This window comes from Streptomyces sp. STR69, from assembly GCF_024519455.1.
Classification (GTDB): Bacteria; Actinomycetota; Actinomycetes; order Streptomycetales; family Streptomycetaceae; genus Streptomyces.
Map to the genome: position 1 here is coordinate 302815 of NZ_JALJRY010000002.1, position 24257 is coordinate 327071.

19 protein-coding genes are annotated in these 24257 nt (G+C 70.5%); 11 read left to right on the forward strand and 8 right to left on the reverse strand.

Annotated features, from left to right (window positions below):
- Positions 1–21: 21 nt before the first annotated feature.
- The 9 genes from OC490_RS05095 (at position 22) to OC490_RS05135 (ending at position 11289) form a co-directional block, all read left to right on the forward strand.
- Complete coding sequence (locus OC490_RS05095; protein WP_262056566.1) at positions 22–273, forward strand: helix-turn-helix domain-containing protein; 252 nt, start codon at positions 22–24, stop codon at positions 271–273.
- 166 nt (positions 274–439) lie between these two features.
- Positions 440–2164: a hypothetical protein gene (locus tag OC490_RS05100; RefSeq protein ID WP_262056567.1), complete on the forward strand. Its 1725-nt coding sequence runs from the start codon at positions 440–442 to the stop codon at positions 2162–2164.
- A gap of 158 nt (positions 2165–2322) precedes the next feature.
- Positions 2323–3165: a nitrilase-related carbon-nitrogen hydrolase gene (locus OC490_RS05105; protein ID WP_262056568.1), complete on the forward strand. Its 843-nt coding sequence runs from the start codon at positions 2323–2325 to the stop codon at positions 3163–3165.
- Positions 3162–4448: an aspartate aminotransferase family protein gene (locus tag OC490_RS05110; protein ID WP_262056569.1), complete on the forward strand. Its 1287-nt coding sequence runs from the start codon at positions 3162–3164 to the stop codon at positions 4446–4448. Before OC490_RS05105 ends, OC490_RS05110 begins: the two co-directional genes overlap by 4 nt.
- A gap of 27 nt (positions 4449–4475) precedes the next feature.
- On the forward strand, positions 4476–6038 hold the full coding sequence (locus OC490_RS05115; protein WP_262056570.1) for a PucR family transcriptional regulator: 1563 nt from the start codon (positions 4476–4478) through the stop codon (positions 6036–6038).
- 155 nt (positions 6039–6193) lie between these two features.
- A complete protein-coding gene (locus OC490_RS05120) occupies positions 6194–7036 on the forward strand; it encodes a nitrilase-related carbon-nitrogen hydrolase (protein WP_019071248.1) in 843 nt (280 codons plus the stop codon).
- 142 nt (positions 7037–7178) lie between these two features.
- Positions 7179–8582, forward strand: a complete 1404-nt coding sequence (hydA, locus tag OC490_RS05125; RefSeq protein WP_262056571.1) for a dihydropyrimidinase — start codon at positions 7179–7181, stop codon at positions 8580–8582.
- An 11-nt stretch (positions 8583–8593) separates the two neighbouring features.
- Entirely contained in the window at positions 8594–9613 is a 1020-nt protein-coding gene (locus OC490_RS05130) for a TIGR03842 family LLM class F420-dependent oxidoreductase (protein ID WP_043678720.1), read from the forward strand.
- Between the two features lie 128 nt (positions 9614–9741).
- Complete coding sequence (locus tag OC490_RS05135; protein ID WP_262056572.1) at positions 9742–11289, forward strand: NCS1 family nucleobase:cation symporter-1; 1548 nt, start codon at positions 9742–9744, stop codon at positions 11287–11289.
- Positions 11290–11316: 27 nt separating this feature from the next.
- Here OC490_RS05135 and OC490_RS05140 read toward each other — a convergent pair whose 3' ends face one another.
- Complete coding sequence (locus tag OC490_RS05140) at positions 11317–11988, reverse strand: hypothetical protein (RefSeq protein WP_262056573.1); 672 nt, start codon at positions 11986–11988, stop codon at positions 11317–11319.
- Positions 11989–12151: 163 nt separating this feature from the next.
- Positions 12152–13141, reverse strand: coding sequence for a carboxymuconolactone decarboxylase family protein (locus OC490_RS05145; protein WP_262056574.1), 990 nt, complete (start codon positions 13139–13141; stop codon positions 12152–12154).
- Positions 13142–13307: 166 nt separating this feature from the next.
- Here OC490_RS05145 and OC490_RS05150 point away from each other — a divergent pair, with 166 nt between their 5' ends.
- Both OC490_RS05150 and OC490_RS05155 read left to right on the forward strand, forming a co-directional pair.
- Positions 13308–14423 (forward strand): sensor histidine kinase, encoded by a 1116-nt coding sequence (locus tag OC490_RS05150; protein ID WP_262056575.1) that lies wholly within the window; start codon positions 13308–13310, stop codon positions 14421–14423.
- Entirely contained in the window at positions 14420–15142 is a 723-nt protein-coding gene (locus tag OC490_RS05155) for a response regulator (protein WP_262056576.1), read from the forward strand. The genes OC490_RS05150 and OC490_RS05155 overlap by 4 nt, the downstream gene beginning before the upstream one ends.
- Here the strand turns inward: OC490_RS05155 and OC490_RS05160 are convergent.
- From OC490_RS05160 to OC490_RS05185, 6 genes are all read right to left on the reverse strand, one after another.
- Positions 15123–17306, reverse strand: a complete 2184-nt coding sequence (locus OC490_RS05160) for an alpha-galactosidase (RefSeq protein WP_262056577.1) — start codon at positions 17304–17306, stop codon at positions 15123–15125. The genes OC490_RS05155 and OC490_RS05160 overlap by 20 nt on opposite strands.
- A gap of 94 nt (positions 17307–17400) precedes the next feature.
- Positions 17401–18762, reverse strand: coding sequence for an ABC transporter substrate-binding protein (locus OC490_RS05165; protein ID WP_262056578.1), 1362 nt, complete (start codon positions 18760–18762; stop codon positions 17401–17403).
- Positions 18759–19796, reverse strand: a complete 1038-nt coding sequence (locus tag OC490_RS05170; RefSeq protein ID WP_262056579.1) for an acetylxylan esterase — start codon at positions 19794–19796, stop codon at positions 18759–18761. Before OC490_RS05170 ends, OC490_RS05165 begins: the two co-directional genes overlap by 4 nt.
- On the reverse strand, positions 19790–22207 hold the full coding sequence (locus tag OC490_RS05175; protein ID WP_262056580.1) for a glycoside hydrolase family 95 protein: 2418 nt from the start codon (positions 22205–22207) through the stop codon (positions 19790–19792). Before OC490_RS05175 ends, OC490_RS05170 begins: the two co-directional genes overlap by 7 nt.
- A 32-nt stretch (positions 22208–22239) precedes the next feature.
- The gene (locus OC490_RS05180) at positions 22240–23178 is read right to left on the reverse strand and encodes a carbohydrate ABC transporter permease (protein ID WP_262056581.1); all 939 of its coding nucleotides are present in this window, start codon (positions 23176–23178) and stop codon (positions 22240–22242) included.
- Between the two features lie 11 nt (positions 23179–23189).
- Entirely contained in the window at positions 23190–24215 is a 1026-nt protein-coding gene (locus tag OC490_RS05185; protein WP_262056582.1) for a carbohydrate ABC transporter permease, read from the reverse strand.
- Between the last annotated feature and the right edge of the window lie 42 nt (positions 24216–24257).

Consider the following 24257-nt stretch of genomic DNA (forward strand, 5'->3'; position numbering starts at 1 on the left):
TACCGGTATTAGAATGACGGCATGGTACGCACCCCTCTCACCTCCGAAGAGCGTGAACGCGGCGAACGGCTCGGCCGGCTGCTCCGCGAGGCCCGCGGTGGCCGGAGCATGACCGACGTGGCGGCGCACGCGGGCATCTCGGCGGAGACCCTCCGCAAGATCGAGACCGGCCGGGCGCCGACACCCGCCTTCTTCACGGTCGCCGCACTTGCCGACGCGCTCGGGTTGTCCATGGATCAACTCGTGGTCAGATGTGCGCCGTTGGCGGCCTGAATCGGGTGGCGGACGCGGCGGATACGGCGGAACCCGGCGGGCGCACAGGAGGGAGGCGTAGGCTCCGAACTCTCTGCGCCCGGCTCGAAAAGCTTCTGTAGCCGCGTCGTAACACAAATGGTGTTTTCTACGGACTGGAGCATTCCGGTCTGGCGGGAGTTGGAGCATGGCTGTGGATCAACTCCCCGGACAGGTGCGGGAGTTCGCGAACTACCTCGACCGACTCCTGGCGCGCCTCGACCAGGGCGGTGGCTGGTGCGGGGTGTTCTGGCAGCGCGATCCCGATGGTATGCAGGCCTGCTTGGGCGGTCGTGAGATACCGCCCTGGGACGTGGTGGAGGCGCTGCTCCAGGACCTCGCTGCCGAGTACGGACCCGGTGTCGCCGCCCAGGAGAAGGAGCGCGCCCGCGCCCTGCACGCGGCTGCGCTCGCCGTGTTCGACGCCCGGCCCGGCAGCCGGGACGCCCTCAGTGACCGGCTCGACGTGATGCTCCGCGAGCAGAAGTACGCCGCCGAACGGCAGGCGGAACTGGGACGGTTGCTCACCTCCGCCAGCACGCAGGAAGCGGCCGACGCCCTCCGCCTCGACCTCGCCTGGGCCCGCGACGACCACGAACGCGCCACCGCCCGCTGCGCCGAACTCCGCGCCCGAATCGAGGAGTTGGACAACCGCGTCCATCTCAGGGGTGCCGGCGCCGTCCACCGCGACCGGCACGGCAACGTGTTCAGGGTCGACGACACCTTCCAGGACCAGGATCAAGCCCAGGACGGGCGGTCCGGCGGGCAGGACCCGTACGGTTCGTACGGCAACGGCCCGGTCCCGTACCGCCTGCCCCGCCAGCGGGACACCGAACAGACACAGGGAACCGGACCGCAGGGCGGCTACGGCGGCCCTGATCCCCTGCGCCATGACGAGGGCGTCCGTGAGGCGCGCCGCGGTTACGAGGACTTCGAGCGCGCCAACCCCGGCTACGGCAGCCCGGCCCCCCTGCGGGACGACTTCCCGAGCCCCGCCGCCACTCCCGCGCCCGAGCCCTCCGACTGGCCCGCGACGGACACCTCCGACTGGCCCGCGCCCGAGGCGGCACAGCCCGCGGCCCCCGAGCCCGCGCAATCCATCGACCCCGACCCCGAGCCGGCCCCCACCCCCAAGCAGCGCAAGCGCCGCCGAGGCAGCGCCCGCTTCGCCGGTATGGCCGAGGACGACACCGCCGCGACGACCCCGACCCCGGACCCCGCAGCGGCCGTACCGGAGCTGCCGACCTCCGCGCCCGCCCCCCGCCGCACCCCGCGTGGGGCCCGCTTCGCCGGGGCCACGCGGCCGGCCGAGCGGACGCAGCCCAAGCGGGAGGCGTTGGATGCCGACGCGCGGCAGACCACCGTGGAGGCTGTGCAGCGGCTCGTCGGGCTGCGGCGGGAGGGCCGTAGCGGCGAGGCGCACGCGCTGCTCGCCGAGGCCGCGTACTGGCCCGCCGCGCGCTTCCCGCTGCTCGCGGCCGAGCTGCAGCGCGCCGGGCTCGGCGCGGACTGGGCGACGCTGCTGTGGGAGGCCGCCTCGCTGCCCGCCGACCGGCTGGTCGGCGCGGCGGACGCACTGGTCGCGGCGGGCCGTACGGCGGACGGCGAGCAGATCCTGCGGCAGGGCGTGGCCCGCCCGGCCGGGGAGATAGGCGACGCCGTGCTCGCGCTGGCCGCCGAGGGCCGCCGCCGCGAGATCCAGGCCATGCTCGACGCCTACGTCCGGGTCCGCACCCCCGAGGAGGCGGCCCGCAGCGTCGCGGCCGACCCCCAGCAGCTCGTCCCACTGCTGCTGGAGGCCGCCCAGGGTGTCTCGGACGAGCGCCACTGGGACCTGGTCCACGCCCTCCGGGTGGCGGGCTTCACTGCCTGAGTGGCCCATCGGCTCGCCCACCGGAGTGTGAAACGCGATCGACTCCGCGGGTTAACGACGATGGTCTTGGCAAGGCTCCTCCGGAGGCTTACGTTCATCCCTCTACGGCCTTTGTCTACGGGCGTAGAGGCTCTGACGTCCCGTCGAAGGAGCAGCTCATGGCCAACGTCGTACGCGCCGCTCTGGTCCAGGCCACCTGGACCGGCGACGCCGAGTCCATGGTGGCGAAACACGAGGAACACGCCCGCGAGGCGGCCCGCCAGGGCGCCAAGATCATCGGGTTCCAGGAAGTGTTCAACGCCCCCTATTTCTGTCAGGTCCAGGAACCGGAGCACTACAGCTGGGCCGAGCCGGTGCCCGACGGGCCGACCGTGCGTCGTATGCAACAGCTCGCGCGCGAGACCGGCATGGTGATCGTCGTCCCGGTCTTCGAGGTCGAGCAGGAGGGCTTCTACTACAACACCGCGGCCGTGATCGACGCCGACGGCACCTTCCTCGGCAAGTACCGCAAGCACCACATCCCCCAGGTCAAGGGCTTCTGGGAGAAGTACTACTTCAAGCCGGGCAACGCCGGCTGGCCCGTCTTCGACACCGCGGTCGGCAAGGTCGGCGTCTACATCTGCTACGACCGCCACTTCCCCGAGGGCTGGCGCCAACTCGGCCTCAACGGCGCCCAGTTGGTCTACAACCCGTCCGCCACCTCGCGCGGTCTCTCCGCCTACCTCTGGCAGCTGGAGCAGCCCGCCGCGGCCGTCGCCAACGAGTACTTCATCGCCGCGATCAACCGTGTGGGACAGGAGGAGTACGGGGACAACGACTTCTACGGGACGTCGTACTTCGTCAACCCGCGAGGCCAGTTCGTCGGCGACGTCGCCAGCGACAAGGACGAGGAACTCGTCGTCCGCGACCTGGACTTCGGATTGATCGAGGAAGTCCGCCAGCAGTGGGCGTTCTACCGCGACCGTCGTCCCGACGCCTACGAAGGGTTGGTGCAACCGTGACCAAGGACCTGCTGGGACGGCACAAGGCCGTACTCCCGGACTGGCTCGCCCTGTACTACGAGAACCCGCTCGAGATCACGCACGGCGAGGGCCGGCACGTCTGGGACGCCGAGGGCAACAAGTACCTCGACTTCTTCGGCGGCATCCTCACCACCATGACCGCGCACGCGCTCCCCGAGGTCACCAAGGCGGTCAGCGAGCAGGCCGGGCGGATCCTCCACTCGTCCACGCTCTACCTCAACCGGCCGATGGTCGAACTCGCCGAGCGCGTCGCCCAGTTGTCCGGGATCCCCGACGCCCGCGTCTTCTTCACCACCTCGGGCACCGAGGCCAACGACACCGCCCTGATGCTCGCGACCTCGTACCGGCGCAGCAACCAGATCCTGGCCATGCGCAACAGCTACCACGGCCGCTCCTTCAGCACGGTCGGCATCACCGGCAACCGCGGCTGGTCCCCGACCTCGCTGTCCCCACTCCAGACGCTGTACGTCCACGGGGGTGTGCGGACGCGCGGACCCTACGCCCACCTGTCCGACGCCGAGTTCATCGCCGCCTGCGTGGCCGACCTGAAGGACCTGCTCGGTCACGTCCGCCCGCCCGCCGCGCTCATCGCCGAACCCGTCCAGGGCGTGGGCGGGTTCACCTCCCCGCCCGACGGGCTGTACGCGGCCTTCCGTGAAGTCCTCGCCGAGCGGGGCGTGTTGTGGATCGCCGACGAGGTGCAGACCGGCTGGGGGCGCACCGGCGACCACTTCTGGGGCTGGCAGGCGCACGGCCAGAACGGTCCGCCGGACATCCTCACCTTCGCCAAGGGCATCGGCAACGGCAGCTCGATCGGCGGTGTCGTCGCCCGCGCCGACATCATGAACTGCCTCGACTCCAACAGCATTTCGACCTTCGGCGGCACCCAGATCACCATGGCGGCGGGCCTCGCCAACCTCACCTACCTGCTGGAGCACGACCTCCAGGGCAACGCCCGGCGCGTCGGCGGCCTTCTCATCGAGCGGCTGCGGGCCGTCGCCGCCCAGCATCCCGGCGTACGGGAAGTACGCGGGCGCGGACTGATGATCGGCGTCGAGCTGGTGAAACCGGGCACCGACGAGGCCGATCCGCAGGCCGCCTCCGCCGTGCTCGAAGCGGCCCGCGAGGGCGGGCTGTTGATCGGCAAGGGCGGCGGACACGACACCAGCGCCCTGCGCATCGCCCCGCCGCTGTCCCTCACCGTCGCGGAGGCCGAGGAGGGCGCCGCCATCCTCGAACGGGCTCTGGCGAGCACGCAGTAGCAGCAGTACGAGCAAGGGAACATCGTCATGGCCACCACCTTCGACACCCTGGAACCAGCCCTGTCGGTCCGTCAGGTCCTCGCCCTGGAACGGGTCCTCGCCGGGGAACCCGAGGTGGTGGCCGGCGCGAGTCAACTCGACCGTGCCGTGCGGTGGGTGCATGTCGCCGAGGCCGCCGACGTCGGCGTGATGCTCACCGGCGGCGAGATGGTCCTCACCACCGGAGTGCTCCTCGCCGGTGACGAGGGCGCCCAGGCCGAGTACATCCAGTCCCTGCACCGCGCGGAGGCATCCGCCGTCGTGCTCGGTCTCGGCCGCGCCTTCCCCGCCCCGCCGGACGTGATGCGCCGCGCGGCCGAGCGCTGCGGGCTGCCCATGGTGGTGCTCCACCGGCCCTTCCCCTTCGCGGAGTTGACGGAAGAGGTCCAATCCCGGCTGGTCCGGCGGAAGTTCGCCGCCGTCAGCCTCTCCGAGGCCGTACGGACCGCGCTCACCGGACTCATCACCGGCGGCGCCCCGCTGCAGAGCCTGCTCGACGAGGTCGCCGCGCACAGCGCCTGCCCCGTGGTCGTCACCAACCTCGCCCACCGGGTCCTCGCCACGGCGGGGGAGCGGTCCGCAGTCGACGACGTGCTGCGCGACTGGGAGCGCATCTCCCGGCAGGCCGGCGGCAGCGAGGGCGACGGCTGGATCCGCGCCGAACTGGGCGGACGCGGCGAGCGCTGGGGCCAGATCATGCTGTGCGGCCACCGCGGCGACACCGCCACCGGACGCCTCCTCGCCGACCGCGCCGCCGAGGCCCTGGTCCTGCACCGCATGCTCGGCGGCTCCGCCCACACCTGGGAGGAACAGTCCGCGCAGAGCCTGCTCACCGACCTGGCGAGCGGCGTCGTACCGGCCCGCCAACTCCTGCCCCGCGCCCGCGCCGCCGGACTCCCCGTCAACCGGCGCACCTTCGTACCGATGGTCGTACGCGACGGCGACACGGCCCAACTGGACCGAGTGCTACGGCTGTTGGGGCTGCCCGGACTCGTCGCGGAACTGGCCGACGGCGTCACCGCCGTCCTTCTCAGCCTCCCCCGGGACCAGGACGCGGACGCCCTCGCCGCGCACTTCGCGAGCCGACTGCGCACCGAGTCCGGGGCGTTGAAGGCGGTGGTGGCCGCCGCCGGTCCGCGCACCGTCTGGGACGACGTGCCCGCCGGGCTGCGCGAGGCACAGCACGTCGCCGACGCCGTGGCCGACTCCAGCGACGCCCTCGAACTCCCCACCGTCGTACGCCTCAAGGACGTCCATCTGCGCGGCCTGATCCGGCTGTTGCGGGACGACCCGCAGGTGCAGTCGTTCGCCGAGCGGGAGCTGGACGGGCTGCTGTGCGCGGCCGACGAGGACCTGCTCGCCGTACTGCGCACCTATCTGGCCACCGGCCGCAACAAGTCGCGCACCGCTCAGCTCCACCACGTCTCGCGGCCCGCGCTGTACCGCCGACTGGAGGCCATAGAGGGCCGGCTCGGCGTGGACCTCGACGACTTCGAGCAGGCCGCGTCGGTGCACATCGCGCTCCTCGCGCACGACGCGCAACAGGGGTGAAACATGGGACTACCTGCGAAAACGGCGGTGAAACATGCGGCCACGACAGGGTGACACCGTGGAACGCCGAGCGTCCGCAGACGTGACACCGTGCAACTCAAACCGGACTTCAGGGCTTCCTAAGCTCCTCGCACACCTAGCGACCGGAGGTCCCGATGAGCACAGTGATTCGTGCCGCCCTGTTCCAGACAGCCTGGACGGGCGACAAGGAGTCCATGATCCAGGTCCACGAGCAGGCGGTCCGCGATGCCGCCGCGCAGGGTGCTCAAGTCCTCTGCTTCCAGGAGCTGTTCTACGGACCGTACTTCTGCCAGGTCCAGGACAAGGCGTTCTACGAGTACGCCGAGGCGATCCCGGACGGCCCGATCGTCAAGCGCTTCCAGGCGCTCGCCAAGGAACACGGCATCGTCCTGGTCCTGCCGATGTACGAGGAGGAGCAGCCCGGCGTCCTCTACAACACGGCCGCCGTGATCGACGCGGACGGCTCCTACCTCGGCAAGTACCGCAAGCACCACATCCCTCAAGTCCCCGGATTCTGGGAGAAGTTCTACTTCCGCCCGGGCAACAGCGGCTGGCCGATCTTCGACACCAAGGTCGGCAAGATCGGTGTCTACATCTGCTACGACCGGCACTTCCCGGAGGGCTGGCGTGCGCTGGGCCTCGCGGGTGCGGAGATCGTCTTCAACCCGTCGGCGACGTCGCGTGGTCTGTCGGCCTACCTGTGGCAGCTGGAGCAGCCGGCCGCCGCTGCCGCCAACGAGTACTTCGTCGGCGCCATCAACCGGGTCGGTGTCGAGGAGCTCGGCGACAACGACTTCTACGGCACGACCTACTTCGTCGACCCGGAGGCCCAGTTCGTCGGCGAGGTGGCCAGCGACAAGGAGCCCGAACTGGTAGTCCGGGACCTGGACTTGGCGAAGTTGCGAGAGGTCCGCGACCGCTGGCAGTTCTACCGCGACCGCCGCCCGGACGCGTACGGCCCGCTGACCGCACCGTAAAGAACGCAAGCATCCCCGCGCCCCGATGGAGGGCGCAGCCCTCCCACAGGGGCGCGGGGATGCGTCCATCGGCGGCTTCGCCGCGGGGCGCGCCCAGCCCCCACAGACCCGCACCAGACCACAATCCAGCGGAGTCAAAACAATGAGCACCCGTACCGTCATCCGCGGCGGCCTAGTCATCACCGCGTCCGACGAACTCCACGCCGACGTCCTGATCGAGGACGGCCGAATCGCCGCCCTCGCCACCTCCGGCACCACCGTCGCCGAGGGCTGGACCGCCGAGCGGGTCATCGACGCCACCGGGAAGTACGTCATCCCGGGCGGGGTCGACGCCCACACCCACATGGAGATGCCGTTCGGCGGCACCAAGGCCGCCGACACCTTCGAGACCGGCACCCGGGCCGCCGCCTGGGGCGGTACGACGACCATCGTCGACTTCGCGATCCAGAGCGTCGGCGGAGCCCTCCGCGAGGGCCTCGACGCCTGGCACGCCAAGGCCGAGGGCAACTGCGCCATCGACTACGGCTTCCACATGATCGTCTCCGACGTCAACGAGGACACCCTCAAGGAGATGGACCTGCTGGTGGAGGAGGGCGTCACCTCCTTCAAGCAGTTCATGGCCTACCCGGGCGTCTTCTACAGCGACGACGGCCAGATCCTGCGCGCCATGCAACGCGCCGCCGACAACGGCGGGTTGATCATGATGCACGCCGAGAACGGCATCGCGATCGACGTCCTCGTCGAGCAGGCGCTCGCCCGCGGCGAGACCGACCCCCGCTACCACGGCGAGGTCCGCAAGGCCCTCCTCGAAGCCGAGGCCACCCACCGCGCGATCAAGCTCGCGCAGGTCGCCGGAGCACCCCTGTACGTCGTGCACGTCTCCGCGATGGAGGCGGTCGCCGAGCTGGCCAAGGCGCGCGACGAGGGCCTGCCCGTCTTCGGCGAGACCTGTCCGCAGTACCTGTTCCTCTCCACCGACAACCTCGCCGAGCCCGACTTCGAGGGCGCGAAGTACGTGTGCAGCACGCCGCTGCGCCCCAAGGACCACCAGGCCAAGCTCTGGCAGGGCCTGCGCACCAACGACCTCCAGGTGGTCTCCACCGACCACTGCCCCTTCTGCTTCGTGGGTCAGAAGGAGCTCGGCCGGGGCGACTTCTCGAAGATCCCCAACGGCATGCCGGGCGTCGAGAACCGCATGGACCTGCTCCACCAGGGCGTCGTCGACGGGCACATCAGCCGCCGCCGCTGGATCGAGATCGCCTGCGCCTCCCCGGCGCGGATGTTCGGCCTCTACCCGAAGAAGGGCACCATCGCCCCGGGCGCCGACGCCGACGTGGTCATCTACGACCCGACGGCCGAGCAGATCGTCTCCGCCGAGACGCACCACATGAACGTCGACTACTCGGCGTACGAGGGCAAGCGCCTCACCGGCCGCGTCGAGACCGTCCTCTCGCGCGGCGAACTCGTCATCACCGAGCGGGAGTACACCGGGCACGCGGGCCACGGCGTCTACACCCCGCGCTCCACCAGTCAGTACCTCAACTAGGAGTGGCGCACATGGACTTCGGACTCGTCCTGCAGACCGACCCGCCGGCCTCGCGGGTCATCAGCCTGATGAAGCGCGCCGAGCGCAACGGCTTCACCTACGGCTGGACCTTCGACTCCGCCGTGCTGTGGCAGGAGCCGTTCGTGATCTACAGTCAGATCCTGGCCAACACCACGAAGTTGACGGTCGGCCCGATGGTCACCAACCCGGGCACCCGCACCTGGGAGGTCACCGCCTCCACCTTCGCCACCCTGAACGACATGTTCGGCAACCGCACCGTCTGCGGCATCGGCCGCGGCGACTCCGCGATGCGCGTGGCGGGCCGTACCCCGAACACGCTCGCCCGGATCAGCGAGGCCATGAAGGTCATCAGGGCGCTCGGCTCCGGCCAGGAGGCGGACCTCGGCGGCACGGTCATCAAGTTCCCCTGGGCCAAGGAGGACGCCCAACTCCCGGTCTGGATGGCCGCGTACGGCCCCAAGGCCCTGAAGATGACCGGCGAGGAGGCCGACGGCTTCATCCTCCAGCTCTCCGACCTCTACCTCACCGAATACATGGTGAAGGCGGTCAAGGACGCGGCCGTCGCCGCCGGCCGCGACCCGTCCGAGGTCAAGATCTGCGTCGCCGCCCCGGCCTACGTCACCGAGGACGACTCGCCCGAGGCGCTCGCCCACGCCCGCGACCAATGTCGCTGGTTCGGCGGCATGGTCGGCAACCACGTCGCCGACCTCGTCTCCAAGTACGGCGAGCACTCCGCCGCCGTACCCGAGGAACTCACGGACTACATCAAGGCCCGTGAGGGGTACGACTATTCGCATCACGGCCGTGCCGACAACCCCGACACCGCCTTCGTGCCCGACGAGATCGTCGACCGGTTCTGCATCATCGGATCGGCCGAGAAGCAGATCGAAAAGCTCAACGCCCTGCGTGAGCTGGGCGTCGACCAGTTCGCCGTCTACGACATGCACGACGCGCAGGAGGCCACGATCGACGCCTACGGGTCGAAGGTGATCCCGGCCGTCAACGGCTGACGTACCCCCGCACCACCGCTCAACTCCCCGTCCCCCCACTCCAGTTCTCCCCCTCCCCACCGTCCTGGGGAGGGGGACCGGAGCCTCCGCACGGCCTTTCCGGACCCACCTCATTGATTGGCCTGCCCATGACCGACACCGCTCCCACGGCCATAGAGCCGACCGCTCAAGTCACCCTCGCCGACGGGCGGGTGGAGATCGCCCCCGGATCTCCGCAGCCCAGCGGGCCGTACGCCAACGACGATCTGCTGCCGGTTCCCGTCGAGAAGCGCACCTGGACCACGTACAACTTCTCCGCGCTGTGGGTCGGTATGGCCCACAACACGGCCTCCTGGACCCTGGCTTCGGGGCTCATCGCCGTGGGCATGGACTGGAAGCAGGCGGTGTTCACCATCGCCCTGGCCAACCTCATCGTGCTCGTGCCCATGCTGCTCACCGGGCACGCGGGACCGAAGTACGGCATCCCCTTCCCGGTCTTCGCGCGTGCCTCGTTCGGTGTGCGCGGCGCCAACCTCCCTGCCGTGGTAAGGGCGTTGGTGGCCTGCGGCTGGTTCGGCATCCAGACCTGGATCGGCGGTGAGGCGATCTTCTTCCTCGCCGGCAAGCTGATCGGGGACAGTTGGGCGAACGCCTCGCAGATCGGCGGGTACGCCTGGACGATGTGGCTGTCGTTCGCGCTGTTCTGGGTGCTCCAAGTGGCCATCATCTACCGGGGCATGGAGACGATCCGCCGCTTCGAGAACTGGGCGGCGCCCTTCGTGCTCGTCGGCGCGTTCGTGATGCTGTGGTGGATGAGCAGCAAGGCCGGTGGCCTCGGCCCGCTCTTCGACCAGCCCTCCAAGCTGGGCTGGGGCGGCAGCTTCTGGAAGCTGTTCTGGCCCTCGCTGATGGGCATGATCGGCTTCTGGTCCACGTTGTCGCTGAACATCCCCGACTTCACCCGCTACGGCAAGAGCCAGAAGGCCCAGACGTGGGGGCAGGCACTTGGTCTGCCGACCACCATGACCCTGTTCGCGTTCCTGTCGGTGCTGGTCACCTCCGGTTCGCAGGCCGTCTACGGCAAGGCGATCTGGGACCCGGTGCAGCTGGCCGCCAAGACGGACAACGTGGTCGGTCTGCTCTACGCGCTGGTGACCGTCCTGGTGGCGACCCTGTCCGTGAACATCGCGGCCAACCTGGTCTCGCCCGCCTTCGACTTCTCCAACATCGCGCCCCGGAAGATCAGTTTCCGCACCGGCGCCCTGATCACCAGCGTCCTCGGGGTGCTGATCTTCCCCTGGAAGCTGTACTCCGACCCGCAGGGCTACATCTTCACCTGGCTCGGTCTGGTCGGCGGTCTGCTCGGCACGGTCGCCGGCATCCTCATCGCCGACTACTGGATCCTGCGCCGCGGCAAGCTCGACCTCACCGACCTGTACAAGGCGGGCGGCCGTTACTGGTACGACGGCGGCTGGAACTGGCGTGCCGTCGTCGCCTTCCTGGTGGGTGGCGTGCTCGCCGTCGGCGGCGCCGACTTCCACCCACTGGTCGACGGCCGGCCCATCCCGGCCCTGTCCTCGCTCGCGGACTACGGCTGGGCCGTGGGCCTGGGCACGTCGATGGTCCTCTACGTGGTGCTGACACTGCTGACCCGGAAGGAGCCGGCGCCGAAGGGGCCGACGCTCGTCAAGGCGTAGGACTCGTCGTGTCGGAGGGCGCCGGGGCTAGCTGGCCTTGGCGCCCTCCAGCGCGGTCACCGCTTCCTTCGCGGCCTTGATCGCGCCCTTGTTGATGACGTCCGTGCTCGGCGCCTTCTTGTTCTCGAAGTCGCTGCCGTTGTACGTGATGGTCACCAGCGCGTTGCCCGCGCGGACGACGACCGTGCCCTCACGCGTCTGCTGCTTGTCCTCTGTGGTGAGGTTCACGATGGAGTAGGCCGAGTCACCGAGCCCGGGCACCACCCCGCCGCCGCTCTTCTCCGTAGTGGTCTCGGTGTACGACTTTTTTGCCGCTTCGTCCGATTCCGTGATCTCGTACGACACGTCGAGCCAGCGGTAGTCGTACCCCTTGAGCGCGTTCCACGAGCAGGTGCGGCGCACCTTCGTGTCCGTCGACGGGATCTCCTTGCCGGCCGTCTTCGCGCCCGGCACCAGTGACTTGAGCGTCGCCGCCGTCACACTTCCGCACGGGGCGGGGGACGTGGAATACGTCTTGACCACGGGTGCCGTCGACGGGGCCGAGGCCCCGGACGAGGAGTCGGACTCGGGCGTCGCCTTGTGATCGGCGGTCGTCGTCGCGGCGAACGGACCGGACGTCAGGGCCCAGCCCATCGCGGCGAGCACGACGACCGGCGACAGACGCGCGGTGAGAGCGAGCGGCAGAGGTAGAGAACGCAAGTCGCACTTCTCGTGGGGGAAGGGTGCGGAGCGGGTCCGCACTGCGGACGGGAACGTCAGTGTCACATGACTCCCTGTGAGGCGGAAGTATGAACTCGCTCCGTGCCTGTGCGGTGACAGTGCCTGACTGTGGACGCGTTGTGTGTCCTCTTATGTCCACCGGTCAGGTGTGAGCGGCGGGCACACGCATCGTTGTCTCGACCCGTTCGACGGCGGCGAACGCCCCGTACGCGATCAGCCGCACCAGACTCGCGTCCGTGTGCCCGCGCCAGGCGGCCACGTCCTCCTCGGTGATCCGGTACGGCGCGAGCGCCGCCAGTACCGCCAGGCGCGCCGCCGGCCGCTCCCGCCGGTTCGGGAAGCCGCGCAGCACGACCGGCGGATGCCCCCCGTCCCAGGCCCACAGCGTCTCCCGTACGAGGGTCAGGTCGTCCGTGTCGAGCAGATCCGCGCCCGCGAGCACCGCTGTGCGCAGGGCGTCGTAGGCCGGGCCCACCGGGGTTCCGGCCGCCCAGTCCGGGCCGGGGCCCGGCGCGTCGAGCAGGGGGAGCGCCGCTCCCGGTACGGCGCTGCGGCGCACGGTGCGGGCCACGCTGCGGCCGGCGAGGCTGCGTACGGCCCGGAACCGCTGGGCGTTGCCCGGCAGGAGCTGTTCGGTCAGCAGGCCCGACACGATGCGGTTGATGAAGTGGAAGGCGAGAGCGGTGCCCAGGTAGGCGGGCGCCTGCTCGGCGGGATAGGGGTACGGCGTCAGGGTCGCGCCCGGGACACGCGTCCGGCGGCCCCAGTCGAGCACGCGCGCGTGCTCCTCGTTCTCCGGTGTGCCGCCGCGCGCCAGGTGCTCGGCGAGGGCGTGGTCGCCGGTGGCGTGCAGCAGGACGGTGTGCGCGTCCGCGCAGAACGGGCACTTGTTGGCGAGCGAGACCCCGAGGGCGGCCAGCTCCTTGCCGGTGCGGCTGCCGTCGCCCGCGATCAGCGACTCCCGCATCAACGCCCAGGCGGGCGCCAGGAGTTCGGGCACGGAGGACAGGACCACGAAGGTCGGGGGCCGCTCTATCCCGAAGTCGACGGCGATCTGCTCGAAGACCTCGGCGGTGCGGCCCGTGGCGGACTTCGGCGACGGGGGCAGGGTGTGACGGAAGGGTGTGGGCATGGCAGCAGCGTGCGCTGCCCGGGTGCCCCCGGTCGTCGTACGGCCGAAGGGAGTTGACGCTGCGTCGGCCGGGTGGCGCAGGCCCGGGAAGTACTGCGTGGGGAGTAGTCCAGGAGTTGTCCACAGGGCTGACGCCTGCGTCGGCGCGGCGGTCTACTGTGCGGTCATGAGCGGGTACCCGGTCGATGTGACCCCACGCAGGCGCCTCGCCGACGCTTCCCTCGCGGTCGTGATCGGCGCCCTCGTCATGACCGTCGCCGCCTTCGACGCGGACACGACCACCGTCGACTACGCGCTGGTCGCGCTCGCCTCGGTGGCCCTGGCGTTCTACCAGACGGCTCCGCGCGCGGTCCTCGCCGTGGCCACGGCGGGGGAGGCGGCCTACGTCCTGCACGCCCACCCGGGGCCGGTCGCCGGTCTGCCCGTGCTCGCCGCCATGCACACGGCGGCCCGCGCGGGACACCGCGGTTGGGCGGCCGGGGCGGGCGGGCTGTTCCTGGCCGCGTACTTCGCGACGGGACCCACGACCCAGCAGGTGGTCGAGCGGACCGCGCTCATCGCCGGCTGGTTCCTGTGCGCGGTGGTCACCGGCCTGGCCGACCGCAACTGGCAGGCGTATCTGCGGCAGACCGAACAGCGCGCCCTGGAGGCCGAACGCACCCGCGAGGAGGTCGCGTTGCGCCGCGCGGGCGAGGAACGCCTGCGGATAGCGCGGGAGTTGCACGACTCCCTCACCCACAGCATCTCGATCGTCAAGCTCCAGGCGGGCGTCGCCGTCCACCTGGCCCGCAAGCGCGGCGAGGAGGTGCCGCCCGCGCTGCTCGCCATCCAGGAGGCGGGCGGCGAGGCGATGCGGGAGCTGCGGGCCACCCTGGAGATCCTGCGCACCACCGAGGAGCCCACCGGCACCCCCGAGCTGCTCGTCGAGCGGGCCTGCGCGGCCGGCCTCGCCGTCGAACTCGCGGTGACGGGCGAGGAGCGCCCCCTCGCGGCGACGGTCGACCGCGCGGTGTACCGCATCGTCCAGGAGGCCCTGACCAACGCGGCCCGGCACGCGGGCCCGGCCAAGGTCAGCGTCCAACTCGACTACGGCGACGACGACTTGACGATACGCGTGGAGGACGACGGGGCGGCCGACCCCGGCTGCCCGCCGAAGCCCGGCATCGGCCTCACCGGCATGCGCGAGCGCGTCACGGCCTTGGGCGGCACCCTGCACACCGCCCCGCGCGCGGAGGGCGGCTTCGCGGTACAGGCCGAACTGCCACTGGGGGAGGCGGGATGATCCGGGTCGTGGTCGTCGACGACCAGGCGCTGATGCGCGCGGGTTTCCGTGCCCTCCTCGACGCCGAGGACGGCATCGAGGTGGTGGGCGAGGCGGCCGACGGCGAACAGGGCGTGGCCCTCGTCCGCGCGCAACTCCCGGACGTCGCGCTGATAGACGTACAGATGCCGGTCATGACGGGCATCGAGGCGACCCGCCGCATCGCCGCCGACCCCGCCCTCGCCGCGGTCCGGGTCGTCATCCTCACCAACTACGGCCTGGACGAGTACGTCTTCGAGGCGCTGCGGGCGGGTGCCAGCGGCTTTCTCCTGAAGGACACCGATCCGGCGGACCTGCTGCAGGCGATCGGGATCGTCGCCGGCGGCGAGGCCCTGCTCTCCCCGTCGATCACCCGTACCCTCATCGGCGAGTTCGTCTCCCGGCCCCCCGACCGCTCCACCGCCACCGGCCTGGAACACCTCACCCGGCGCGAACGCGAGGTCACCGCCCTGGCCGCGCGTGGCCTCACCAACGAGGAGATCGCCGCCCACATGGTCATCAGCCCGTTCACGGCGAAGACCCACATCAGCCGTGCCATGACCAAGCTCGGCGCCCGCGACCGGGCCCAACTCGTCGTGTTCGCCTACGAGTCGGGCCTCGTGACGGCCCGCACGCCGGAATCGCGTTGCGAGGAGGAGCCGCACACCCCGCCGCCCACGGTCAGCCGGCCGTTCTCGTGAGTTCGAGGAGCAGGGCCTGCTCGGGGTTGAGGTTCGGCAGGGGCAGGCCGGCGACGGTGAGCACCGAACCGGGCAGGGACAGCGCCTCCTCGAGGGCCGCGGACAGCCAGGCCGGTTCCGCTGTCTCGTGGAAGGACGGCATGCCCAGCTCGGAGCGCACCCGCACCCGGTAGGTCGCCTCGGGGTCCAGACCGGGCAACTGCACTCGCCCGTACTGGCCCTCGGGGGAGGTGGCGAGCCGCGCCCAGCAGTACAGCGCCGCCGACCCGTCGTGGGCGACGACTCCGTGCAGCAGTGTCGACTCGTCGCTGAGGTCGGCGCGGACCGTGCGACCGCCGTGGAGCAGCGGGCGGAGTTCGCGGTGGAGCGCGGTCCAGGCGGTGAGGCGGGCCAGTTCCTCCGGGGAGCAGTGGGTGAGGTCCTGTTCGATGCCTGCGTGGCCGAACAGGGCGGTGGTCAGGCGGAGTTGTTCCGAGCTGACGCGGTCCGTGGTGTGGCTGGTGCGCGGGCCCACGTGGGTGCCGACCAGTTCGGGGGGCAGTAGTTGCGCGGTCCAGCGCTGGATGGTCTGGCGCTCCACCGGGTCGTTGCAGTCCGAGGCCCAGACCCGGTCGGTCCGCTCCAGGATGCCCAGGTCGACCCGGCCGCCACCGGCGGCGCAGCTCTCGATCTCCAGCGCGGGATGGCGCTCCCGGAGCGCGTCGATCAGCCGGTAGAGGGCCACCACCTGGGCGTGCGCCACGGGACGGTCGGCGGCGGAGTGCACGGTCTCGTGGAGTTCCCGGTTGTGGTCCCACTTGAGATACGCGATGGCGTACTTCTCCACCAGCGCGTCCAGCGCGTCCAACAGGTACTGCCAGGCATCGGGGTTGGCCAGGTCCAGCACATGCTGATGGCGCGCCGCCGGGCCGACCCCACGGGCCGGGCCCAGCACCCAGTCGGGGTGCTCGCGGGCCAGGTCGGAGTCGAGATTGATCATCTCCGGCTCTACCCACAGCCCGAACTCCATGCCGAGCGACCGCACATGGTCCACCAGCGGGGTCAGGCCCTCGGGCCACACCACCGGGTCGACGGTCCAGTCGCCAAGGCCGGCGTCGTCCGAACGACGGCCCCGGAACCAGCCGTCGTCCAGCACGAACCGCTCGACACCGACCTCGGCGGCCCGGTCCGCCAGCCGTAGCAACCGGTTCAGATCGTGGTCGAAGTAGACCGCCTCCCAGCTGTTGAGGATCACCGGGCGGGGGCCGCGCGGATGCGTGGGGCGGGCCCGGAGCAGGGTGTGGAAGCGGTCGGCAAGCCCGTCCAGACCCTGGTCGGACCAGGCGAAGTGACAGACCGGAGCGGTGTACGACTCACCGGGCGCGAGCCGGATCTCCCCGGCGCGCAGGAGTTCGCCGCCGCCGAGCACCGCCGCATGGGCGCCCGCGCCCTCCGGCAACTGCTCGGCCAGATACCGCTGGTCGCCGCTCCAGGCCACATGCACGGCCCAGATCTCCCCGTCGCGGAAGCCGAATCCGGGCACGCCCACCGCCATGACGTACGGCGAGTCCACTCCCGGCTTGCCCCGCCGCACCTCACGGGCATGGGTGCCGAAGCCCAGCGGCTGCCGCTGCGGCGAGCGCTCCCGGCTCCACTTGCCGGTGAAGTCGAGGACCTCGGCGGCCCGGCGCGGCAGCGGCAGCAGCGTCGTGACGCCCGCCAGGTCGTACGGCGCCGGGTCGGCGTCCGGCCGGCGGGTGAGCGTGGTCCGTACGCCCAGTACGCCGGAGGGCTCCAGGAGGTAGGAGAGGGTGACGTCGAGTCCGGTGCCGGGGTCGGTGAGGTGAAGGGTCAACTCCCCGCCCGCAGCCCGTGGTTGGTAGGAGCTGTCGGCCAGGGTCAGCCGGGGTGCGGCGAACGCGCCGGCGAGGTGGCCCTCCTGGGCCGGGGTGCCGGACCAGGCGTCGGCCTCGGTGGGCCAGACGGTGAACCGGCGCGGGATGTCGACGGAGTTGTTGAGCACGGCGGGTTCGCCGGTCAGGGCGAGCGCGGCCAGGGCGTCCTGCGGGAGATCGCCGAGGTCGGCCCCCCAGTGCAGCACCCTGGGCACCGGCTCGGTGAGCTCCACGACGAGGGCGGTGCCCGCCGCGCGCAGGATGTGGATCCGCGCCGTGGTGTCCGACATGAAGAGTCCTTTCCGATCGCCCGGTTCCACCGGACGGGCCCGGCTCAGTGGGCCCGTCCGGCGGTCGGACAGGGAGTGCGGAGGAGTGGTGGGGTCACTTCTTGGCGAGCAGCTGCCTGCTCTGCTTCTGCATGTCGGTGAAGACGGAGTCGCTCTTCTGGCCGGCGAAGTAGGCCTGGAACAGCGGCTGCAGGGCGTCCTGGAGGGCCGCGCCGTTGCCGTAGACCGGGGACGGGTAGAGCACCTTGTCCTTGATCATGTCCGTGAAGACGGACAGGTCCACGCCCGTCTTGGCCAGCGCCGCGGCCGAGGCCTCCATGGAGGCCGGGATCGACGGGAAGAAGCTACCGGTCAGGGAGGCCTTGGACTGGCAGGCCTCGCTGCCCATGTAGGAGACCCACTTCCAGGTCTGCTCGGGGTTCTTGGTGCCTGCCCAGATGTTGTTCCCGTTGGAGTTGCTCAGCACGGACCTCGTCCTGCCGTCGGGGCCGTAGGGGGTGGGCGCGATGCCGACCTTGAGGCCGGGGATCTTCACGAAGGTCGAGGCCTCCCACGAACCGCCGGTCTCCATGGCGACCTTGCCGGAGGAGAGCAGGTCGACGTCGCTGACGCTGTCGGTGAACTGCCCGATCTTGGGCGCGTAGCCCTTGTCGGTCAGCGAGCGGATCCAGTCCATGGTCTTCACGAACCGCGGGTCGGAGTAGTTGAACACCGTCGGCCAGCTGGCCTTGTCGCCCAGCCGCCAGCCCGTGGTGCTGACCAGCGGGCTCCAGGTGGTCTGGCCGATGAAGTCCTTGGCCGCGATCTCCCCGTAGCCGTAGGTCTTGACGTGGGACTTGTCGAAGCCCTTCTCGTCGCCGCGCCGGCCCTTGGTGTCGATCGTCAGGTGGGCGATCATCTTGCCGAGCGTGCCGCCGTTGTCGGGGTTCCAGTTCAGCGACTTGACGTCCTGGTCGGTGTATCCGGCCTTCTTGACGGCGTCCTCGTTGAAGTAGACGCCGGACGCCGCCCAGTCCAGCGGCAGGGCGTACTGCTTGCCGTCGGTGAACTTCCAGGCGTCCACGCCGACCGAGAACCGGGACAGGTCGAAGTTGTCCTTCTTGATGTAGTCGTCCATCGCCAGCAGTTGGTGCTGGGAGGCGTACGCCTGGAAGAACTGGACGCTGTTCTGGAAGGCGTCGGGCGCGCTGCCGGCCACGAAACCGGCGGTCAGCTTGGTGAAGTAGTCGTTCACGTTGTACTGCGTGATCTTCACCTTGGTGCCGGGGTTGGCCTTCTCGAAGTCCGTGGCGCACACCTTGTACGCGGCGGCCTGCTTGTCGTCCCAGGTCCACCAGTTGACGGTCTTGGAACCACCGGCGGAGGAGGAGCCGTTGGAGCACGCGGAGAGCAGCGCGGCCAGCGTGAGCGTGGCGCCCAGCGCGACCGTCTTCCGAACTCCCTTGATTCTTCTCATTGTTCCTTCTTTCGGGATGACGCGGTCGGTGCGGGGGACGGCTGCACCAGCGGATGGGACGACGTCTTGAGGAGGGCGCCGAACGCGCCCAGTGCTACGGCCAGGTCCTCGGGCCCGCCCGCGTCGTGGCCGTTGAACTCCCAGAGCCGCAGCTCCTTTTGGCCGGCGTAGGCGTGGTAGGCGGCGATCGCGGTGACCGGCGGGCACACCTCGTCGCGCAGCCCGGCGGAGAACCAGGCCGGGGCGTTCGCGCGGCGGGCGAAGGCGAGTCCGTCGAAGTAGCCGAGGGTGTCGAAGGTCTGCTCCACCCGGTCCCGGCGGGCCCCCAGATAGCCGATGATCTCGGCGTAGGGCTCGGCGGAGGTGAGCCGGGTGGCGTGCCGGATGTCGCAGAGGAACGGCGACTGGAAGTGCGCGGCGGCCAGGCCGGGCACCAGTCCGGCGACCGCGAGGGCGATACCGCCGCCCTGGCTGGGGCCGAGCACGGCGACCCGGTCCGGGTCGACGAGATCGGTGCGGGCGCGCAGCGCGTCCACGGCACGGACGGCGTCGGTGAACACCCGCCGGTAGACGTAGGTGTCCTCGTCCTCGATGCCCCGGGTGAGGAAACCGGGATGCGCCGGGCCGCTGCCGACCGGATCGGGGGTCGCGCCCCCGCCCGCCCAGGCGCCGCCCTGGCCGCGCGCGTCCACCAGCAGATGGGCGTACCCCGCGGACGCCCACAGCAGGTCGTCGATCGGGGCGCCGCGCCCACTGCCGTAACCGTGGAACTGGACGACGGCGGGCAGTGGGCCGCCCCGCTGCCGGGGCATCCGCAGCCAGGCGCGGACGGGGTGGCCGCCGAAGCCGGGCAGGACGGCGTCGAAGACGTCGACCGTTTCCAGGCCGGTGGCGACCTCCGTCAGATCCAGCGAGGCCTCCTGCCCGGCGCGGGTCTTGGCGAGGGTGCCCTTCCAGAAGGTGTCGAAGTCGGCGGGTTCGCGGTAGGCGCTGCGATAGGCGAACAGCTCGGGGACGTCCTGCTCGGTCAGCACGGCACGGGCTCCCCTCGGGGCCGCAGTTCGGCGTCCAACTCGACCTGGTGACCGGCCGGAAGCAGCAGCTCGGTGGTCCGGTCGCGATACCGGATCCGTACGGGCTCGCCGGCGTCACCCGCGTGCCTGCGCACGGTCGCACCGGTCAACTCGCCCTCGTTCCAGGCGAAATCGACGGCCAGACCGCCGCGGCACCGCAGATCCCTGGCCTCACCGTCGGCCCACTCCACGGGCAGCGCGGGCAGCAGGTCGAGGGTGCCGGTGTGGCTCTGCACCACCATCTCGGCGACACCGGCCATCAGCCCGTAGTTGCCGTCGATCTGGAACGGCGGATGCGTGGAGAACAGGTTGGGGAGCAGCCCGCCCCAACGCGAGCCGTCCACAGGGGCGTCGACCCCGGCATCGCCGTCGAGCGGCCGGACGGCCTCAAGGAACAGCGAGCGCGCGATCGCCGCATCGCGCAGCCACGCCCGCAGCACGATCTTCCAGGACCACGACCAGCCCATCGCCCCGGGCCCGCGCCCGTCCATCGACTTCCTTGCGGCGTCGGCCAGTTCGGGGGTCGAGACGGGATCGATCAGACCGAGCGGGTGTACGGCGATCAGGTGCGAGAGGTGACGGTGGTGCGGGTCGGCCTCCGTCAGGTCCTCGGCCCACTCCTGGAGTCGGCCCTCCGACGAGAGGGGCAGCGGGCGCAGTCGGGGCAGCGCCGCGCGTATCTCGCCGGTCAGCGGGGTGTCCAGACCCAGCAACTCGGCTGCCGCCAGGGTCCGTTCGAAGGTGGCCCGGATCAGCGCCAGGTCCATGGTGGCGGTGCGGGTCAGTGACCTCGGGACGCCGTCGGCCAGGAACAGGTTCTCCGGGGAGGTCGACGGCAAGGTGTCCAGATGACCCGTGCCGTCGTCGACGAGCCAGTCCAGCAGGAACTCGGCGCAGCCGCTGAGCAACGGCCAGGCCCGTTCCCGCAGGAAGACGGGGTCGCGGGTGAAGTCGTAGTGGTCCCACAGGTGTTGGGACAGCCACGCGCCGCCCATCATCCACAGCGCCCACGAGGTGTTGCCGTGCCCCATGCCGACCGGCAGCGCCCACCCCCACGGATCGGTGTTGTGATGCGCCACCCAGCCACGAGCGCCGTACAACTCCCGTGCCACGCGGGTGCCTTGGACGGCCACGCGGTCGAGCAGGTCGAACAGGGGCTCGTGACAGGCGCTGAGCCCGACCGTCTCCGCGCCCCAGTAGTTCATCTGCGTGTTGATGTTGATCGTGTAGTTGGACGACCAGGCGGGTCGCAGCTCGGCGTTCCAGATGCCCTGGAGGTTGGCCGGGGGGCCGGTGCGCGGGCGGGAGGCGGTGGCCAGGAGATGGCGGCCGAGCTGGAACAGCACGGTGGCGGTGAGGAGTTCGTCGTCGCCGCCGAGGATGTCGCGGGCGACGTCGTAGGTGCCGGAGCGGCGTGGCCCGATACGCAGGGACGTGCCGCCCAACAGAGCCCGTACGTCGGCCTCGTGGTTCTTGAGGAGGCGGTCGGCGCCCTGCGTGACCGCCCGGGCCGCGAGTTCGCCGGCCTCGGCCAGATGGTTGGCGCGGTCCACGGCCGGGGCCCCGCTCCAGTCGCGGTTGGCCGCGGTGGAGCTGGCGAGGGTGAGGAGGACGTGCGAGGCGCCGGTGACGCGCAGACCTCCCTCGTCGTCCACGGTTGTCGTGCCGTCGGTGTGCACGGCGAGCGCGAGAGCGCCGAAGGGGTCGTAGCCGTCGACGGGGCCGTCCGCGTAGCGCAGCGGTTCCGCGACCTCGGGTTCGTGCGAGGGGGCGCCGTCCACCGGTATCTCGATGCCCAGCGTGATGCCGTCGGGCGCGGCCGAGCGGAGTATCTCCCGCAGCGGGGTGGACAGTTCGGCGGTCAGGTCGACCGTGCCGCCGTCCGCGTCCAGCGTCACGCACAGCGCGCCGGTGACGGCGTCGGCCCAGACCCGGCGCCGTACCGTCGTCCCGTCGAGGTCGAAGCCGTCCTCGGCCACCGCGGTGTCGAGGTCGAGCGTCCTGCCGCGGTACTCGGCGCGCTCGCCGCCCGGCACGGTCAAGTACAGGTCGGCGTACGGCAGATACTCCTGTGTGTACGGCCCCTCGAAGGTCATGAGCAGGGACTCGGCGCGGTCCTGGTCGCCGGCGCGGAGCGCGGCGCGGACCTCTTCGAGGCGCTCCGGGCCGGCCCCTTGCGCGCGGAGCGCGGCTAGGGCGGTGGCCGGTCCGTCGGGGGTGCCGGACCAGACGGTGGAGTCGTTGATCTGGATACGGGCCCGGCCGGTGCCGCCGAAGACCATCGCGCCGATCCTGCCGTTGCCGACCGGGGCGGCCTCCGTCCAGGTGGCGGCGGGCGCGGGCCAGCTCAGCACCAGGTCGCTGGAGTGCATGACTGTGTCGTCCAATCGCGGGGTGCGGCCGGTCACTTGAGGCCGGAGAAGCCGATGGAGTTGACGATGCGCTTGCCGAAGGCGACGAACAGCAGCAGCATCGGCAGCGCCGCGACCAGGGCGGCGGCCATCAGACCCGCCCAGTCGGGGGCGGCCTGCGGCGAGGACTGCTTGAAGACACCCAGCGCGAGTGTCAGCGGCTCCACGTTGTCGCTGTTGGTGATCAGCAGCGGCCAGAAGTAGTCGTTCCAGGCGTTGACGAACATCAGCAGCGACACGGTGGCGATCGGTGCCGTCGACATCGGCAGGATGATCCGGAAGAAGATCCGCAGCGGGCCCGCGCCGTCGATGATGGCGGCTTCCTCGACCTCGGTGCTCAGGCCCAGCATGAACTGCCGCAGGAAGAACAGCGTGAACGCCTGGAAGAGCGCCCCGGGCAGGATCAGTCCGGCGAAGGTGTTGGTCAGGCCGAGGTCTTTGACGAGGACGAAGTTGGGCAGCAGCGTGAAGACGCTGGGCACCATCAGCGCGGTGATGAGGATGTTGAACACCAGGTTGCGGCCACGCCAGTGCAGCCGGGAGAACGCATAGGCGCCGGCCGAGGCGAACAGCACGATCAGCACCGTCTGCACGGACGCGTAGATCAGCGAATTGCGCAGGTAGAGCGCGATGTCGATGGCCGCGCCGGAGCCGCCCTGGGCCAGTGCGTCGGCGGTGGAGGCGATACCGAGGACGCGTTCGAAGGCGCCCCAGGTGAAGCCGACCGGCAGCGGGGAGGACGGGTGCGTCGACAGCTTGTAGTTGTTGGACAGCGCGGTGCGCAGGATCCAGTAGAACGGGAAGAGGGTGATCAGGACGACGATGCCCAGATAGATCCAGGCGACGATCCTGCCGGGGGAGAGGCTGCGGCGGTTCTTCCGGGGCCTGGGCTGCGCGGTGGCCGCCCGGCCGGGGGCGAGGGTGACTGCCATGACGGGCTCCTTCAGCTCAGGTCGGATTCGCCTGCGCGGGCGAGCCGCAGCTGGGTGAAGGTGACCGTGATGAGCAGGGCGAACAGGGCGAGCGAGAGGGTGGCTGCGTAGCCGAAGTCGAACTGCCTGAACGCCTTGCTGTAGATGTACATCTGCAGGACGTTCGAGGCGTTGGCCGGGCCGCCCTGGGTGGTGACCTGCACGATGTCGAACACCTGGAAGGAGTTGATCACCGTCAGGACGACCACCATGACCAGGATCGGCCGCAGCAGGGGCACCGTGAGGCGCCGGAACATCTGCGCTTCACTGGCGCCGTCCACCCGGCCGGCCTCGTAGACGGTGGCCGGGATGGTCTGCAGTCCGGCGAAGATCAGCAGGGAGTAGTAGCCCATCCACTTCCAGATGCTGATCGCGGCGAGGGACGGGACGGCCCAGGCGCTGCTGCCGAAGAAGAGGATGGAGTGGCCCGTCAGATGCTGCAGGACGAGGCTGACGACACCGAGGGACGGGTCGAGCATCCACTGCCAGACCAGCGCGGCGATGACGTTGGAGATCAGGAAGGGCAGCAGGATGACGCCGCGCAGCGCCGACGACTTGGTCACCCGGTGCAGCACCACGGCCGTCACCAGGGAGGCCAGGGTGCCGAAGACGACGGCCAGGATCACGAAGTAGACGGTGACGAGCAGGGAGTGCCAGAAGACGTCGTCGCCGAACATCTGGTGGAAGTTGGCCAGTCCCACCCAGTTCGGCGGGGTGAGGACATGGAAGTCGGTGAAGCTGAGGTAGATGCCGCGCAGGGTCGGATAGGCGTAGAAGACCGCGAATCCGACGACACTGGGGATGATCAGCAGGAGTGCGACCGGCAGGTCGCGGCGGCGGGCCGCCGCGGACCTGGTCGGCGCGTTTCGGCCCGCCCTGCGGGCCGAACGGGCCTTGTGGACGTGGGTGGTTGGGCCGGGGGCGGTGGCCGTGGTGGTCACCGCGCCGGACGGCGGTGTGGTCGGCGTCTTGGGCTCGCCCTGTGATGTGACCACCACGGAACTCTCCTCGGATGTCGGTCGGGTGGAGGTTGATCAGGT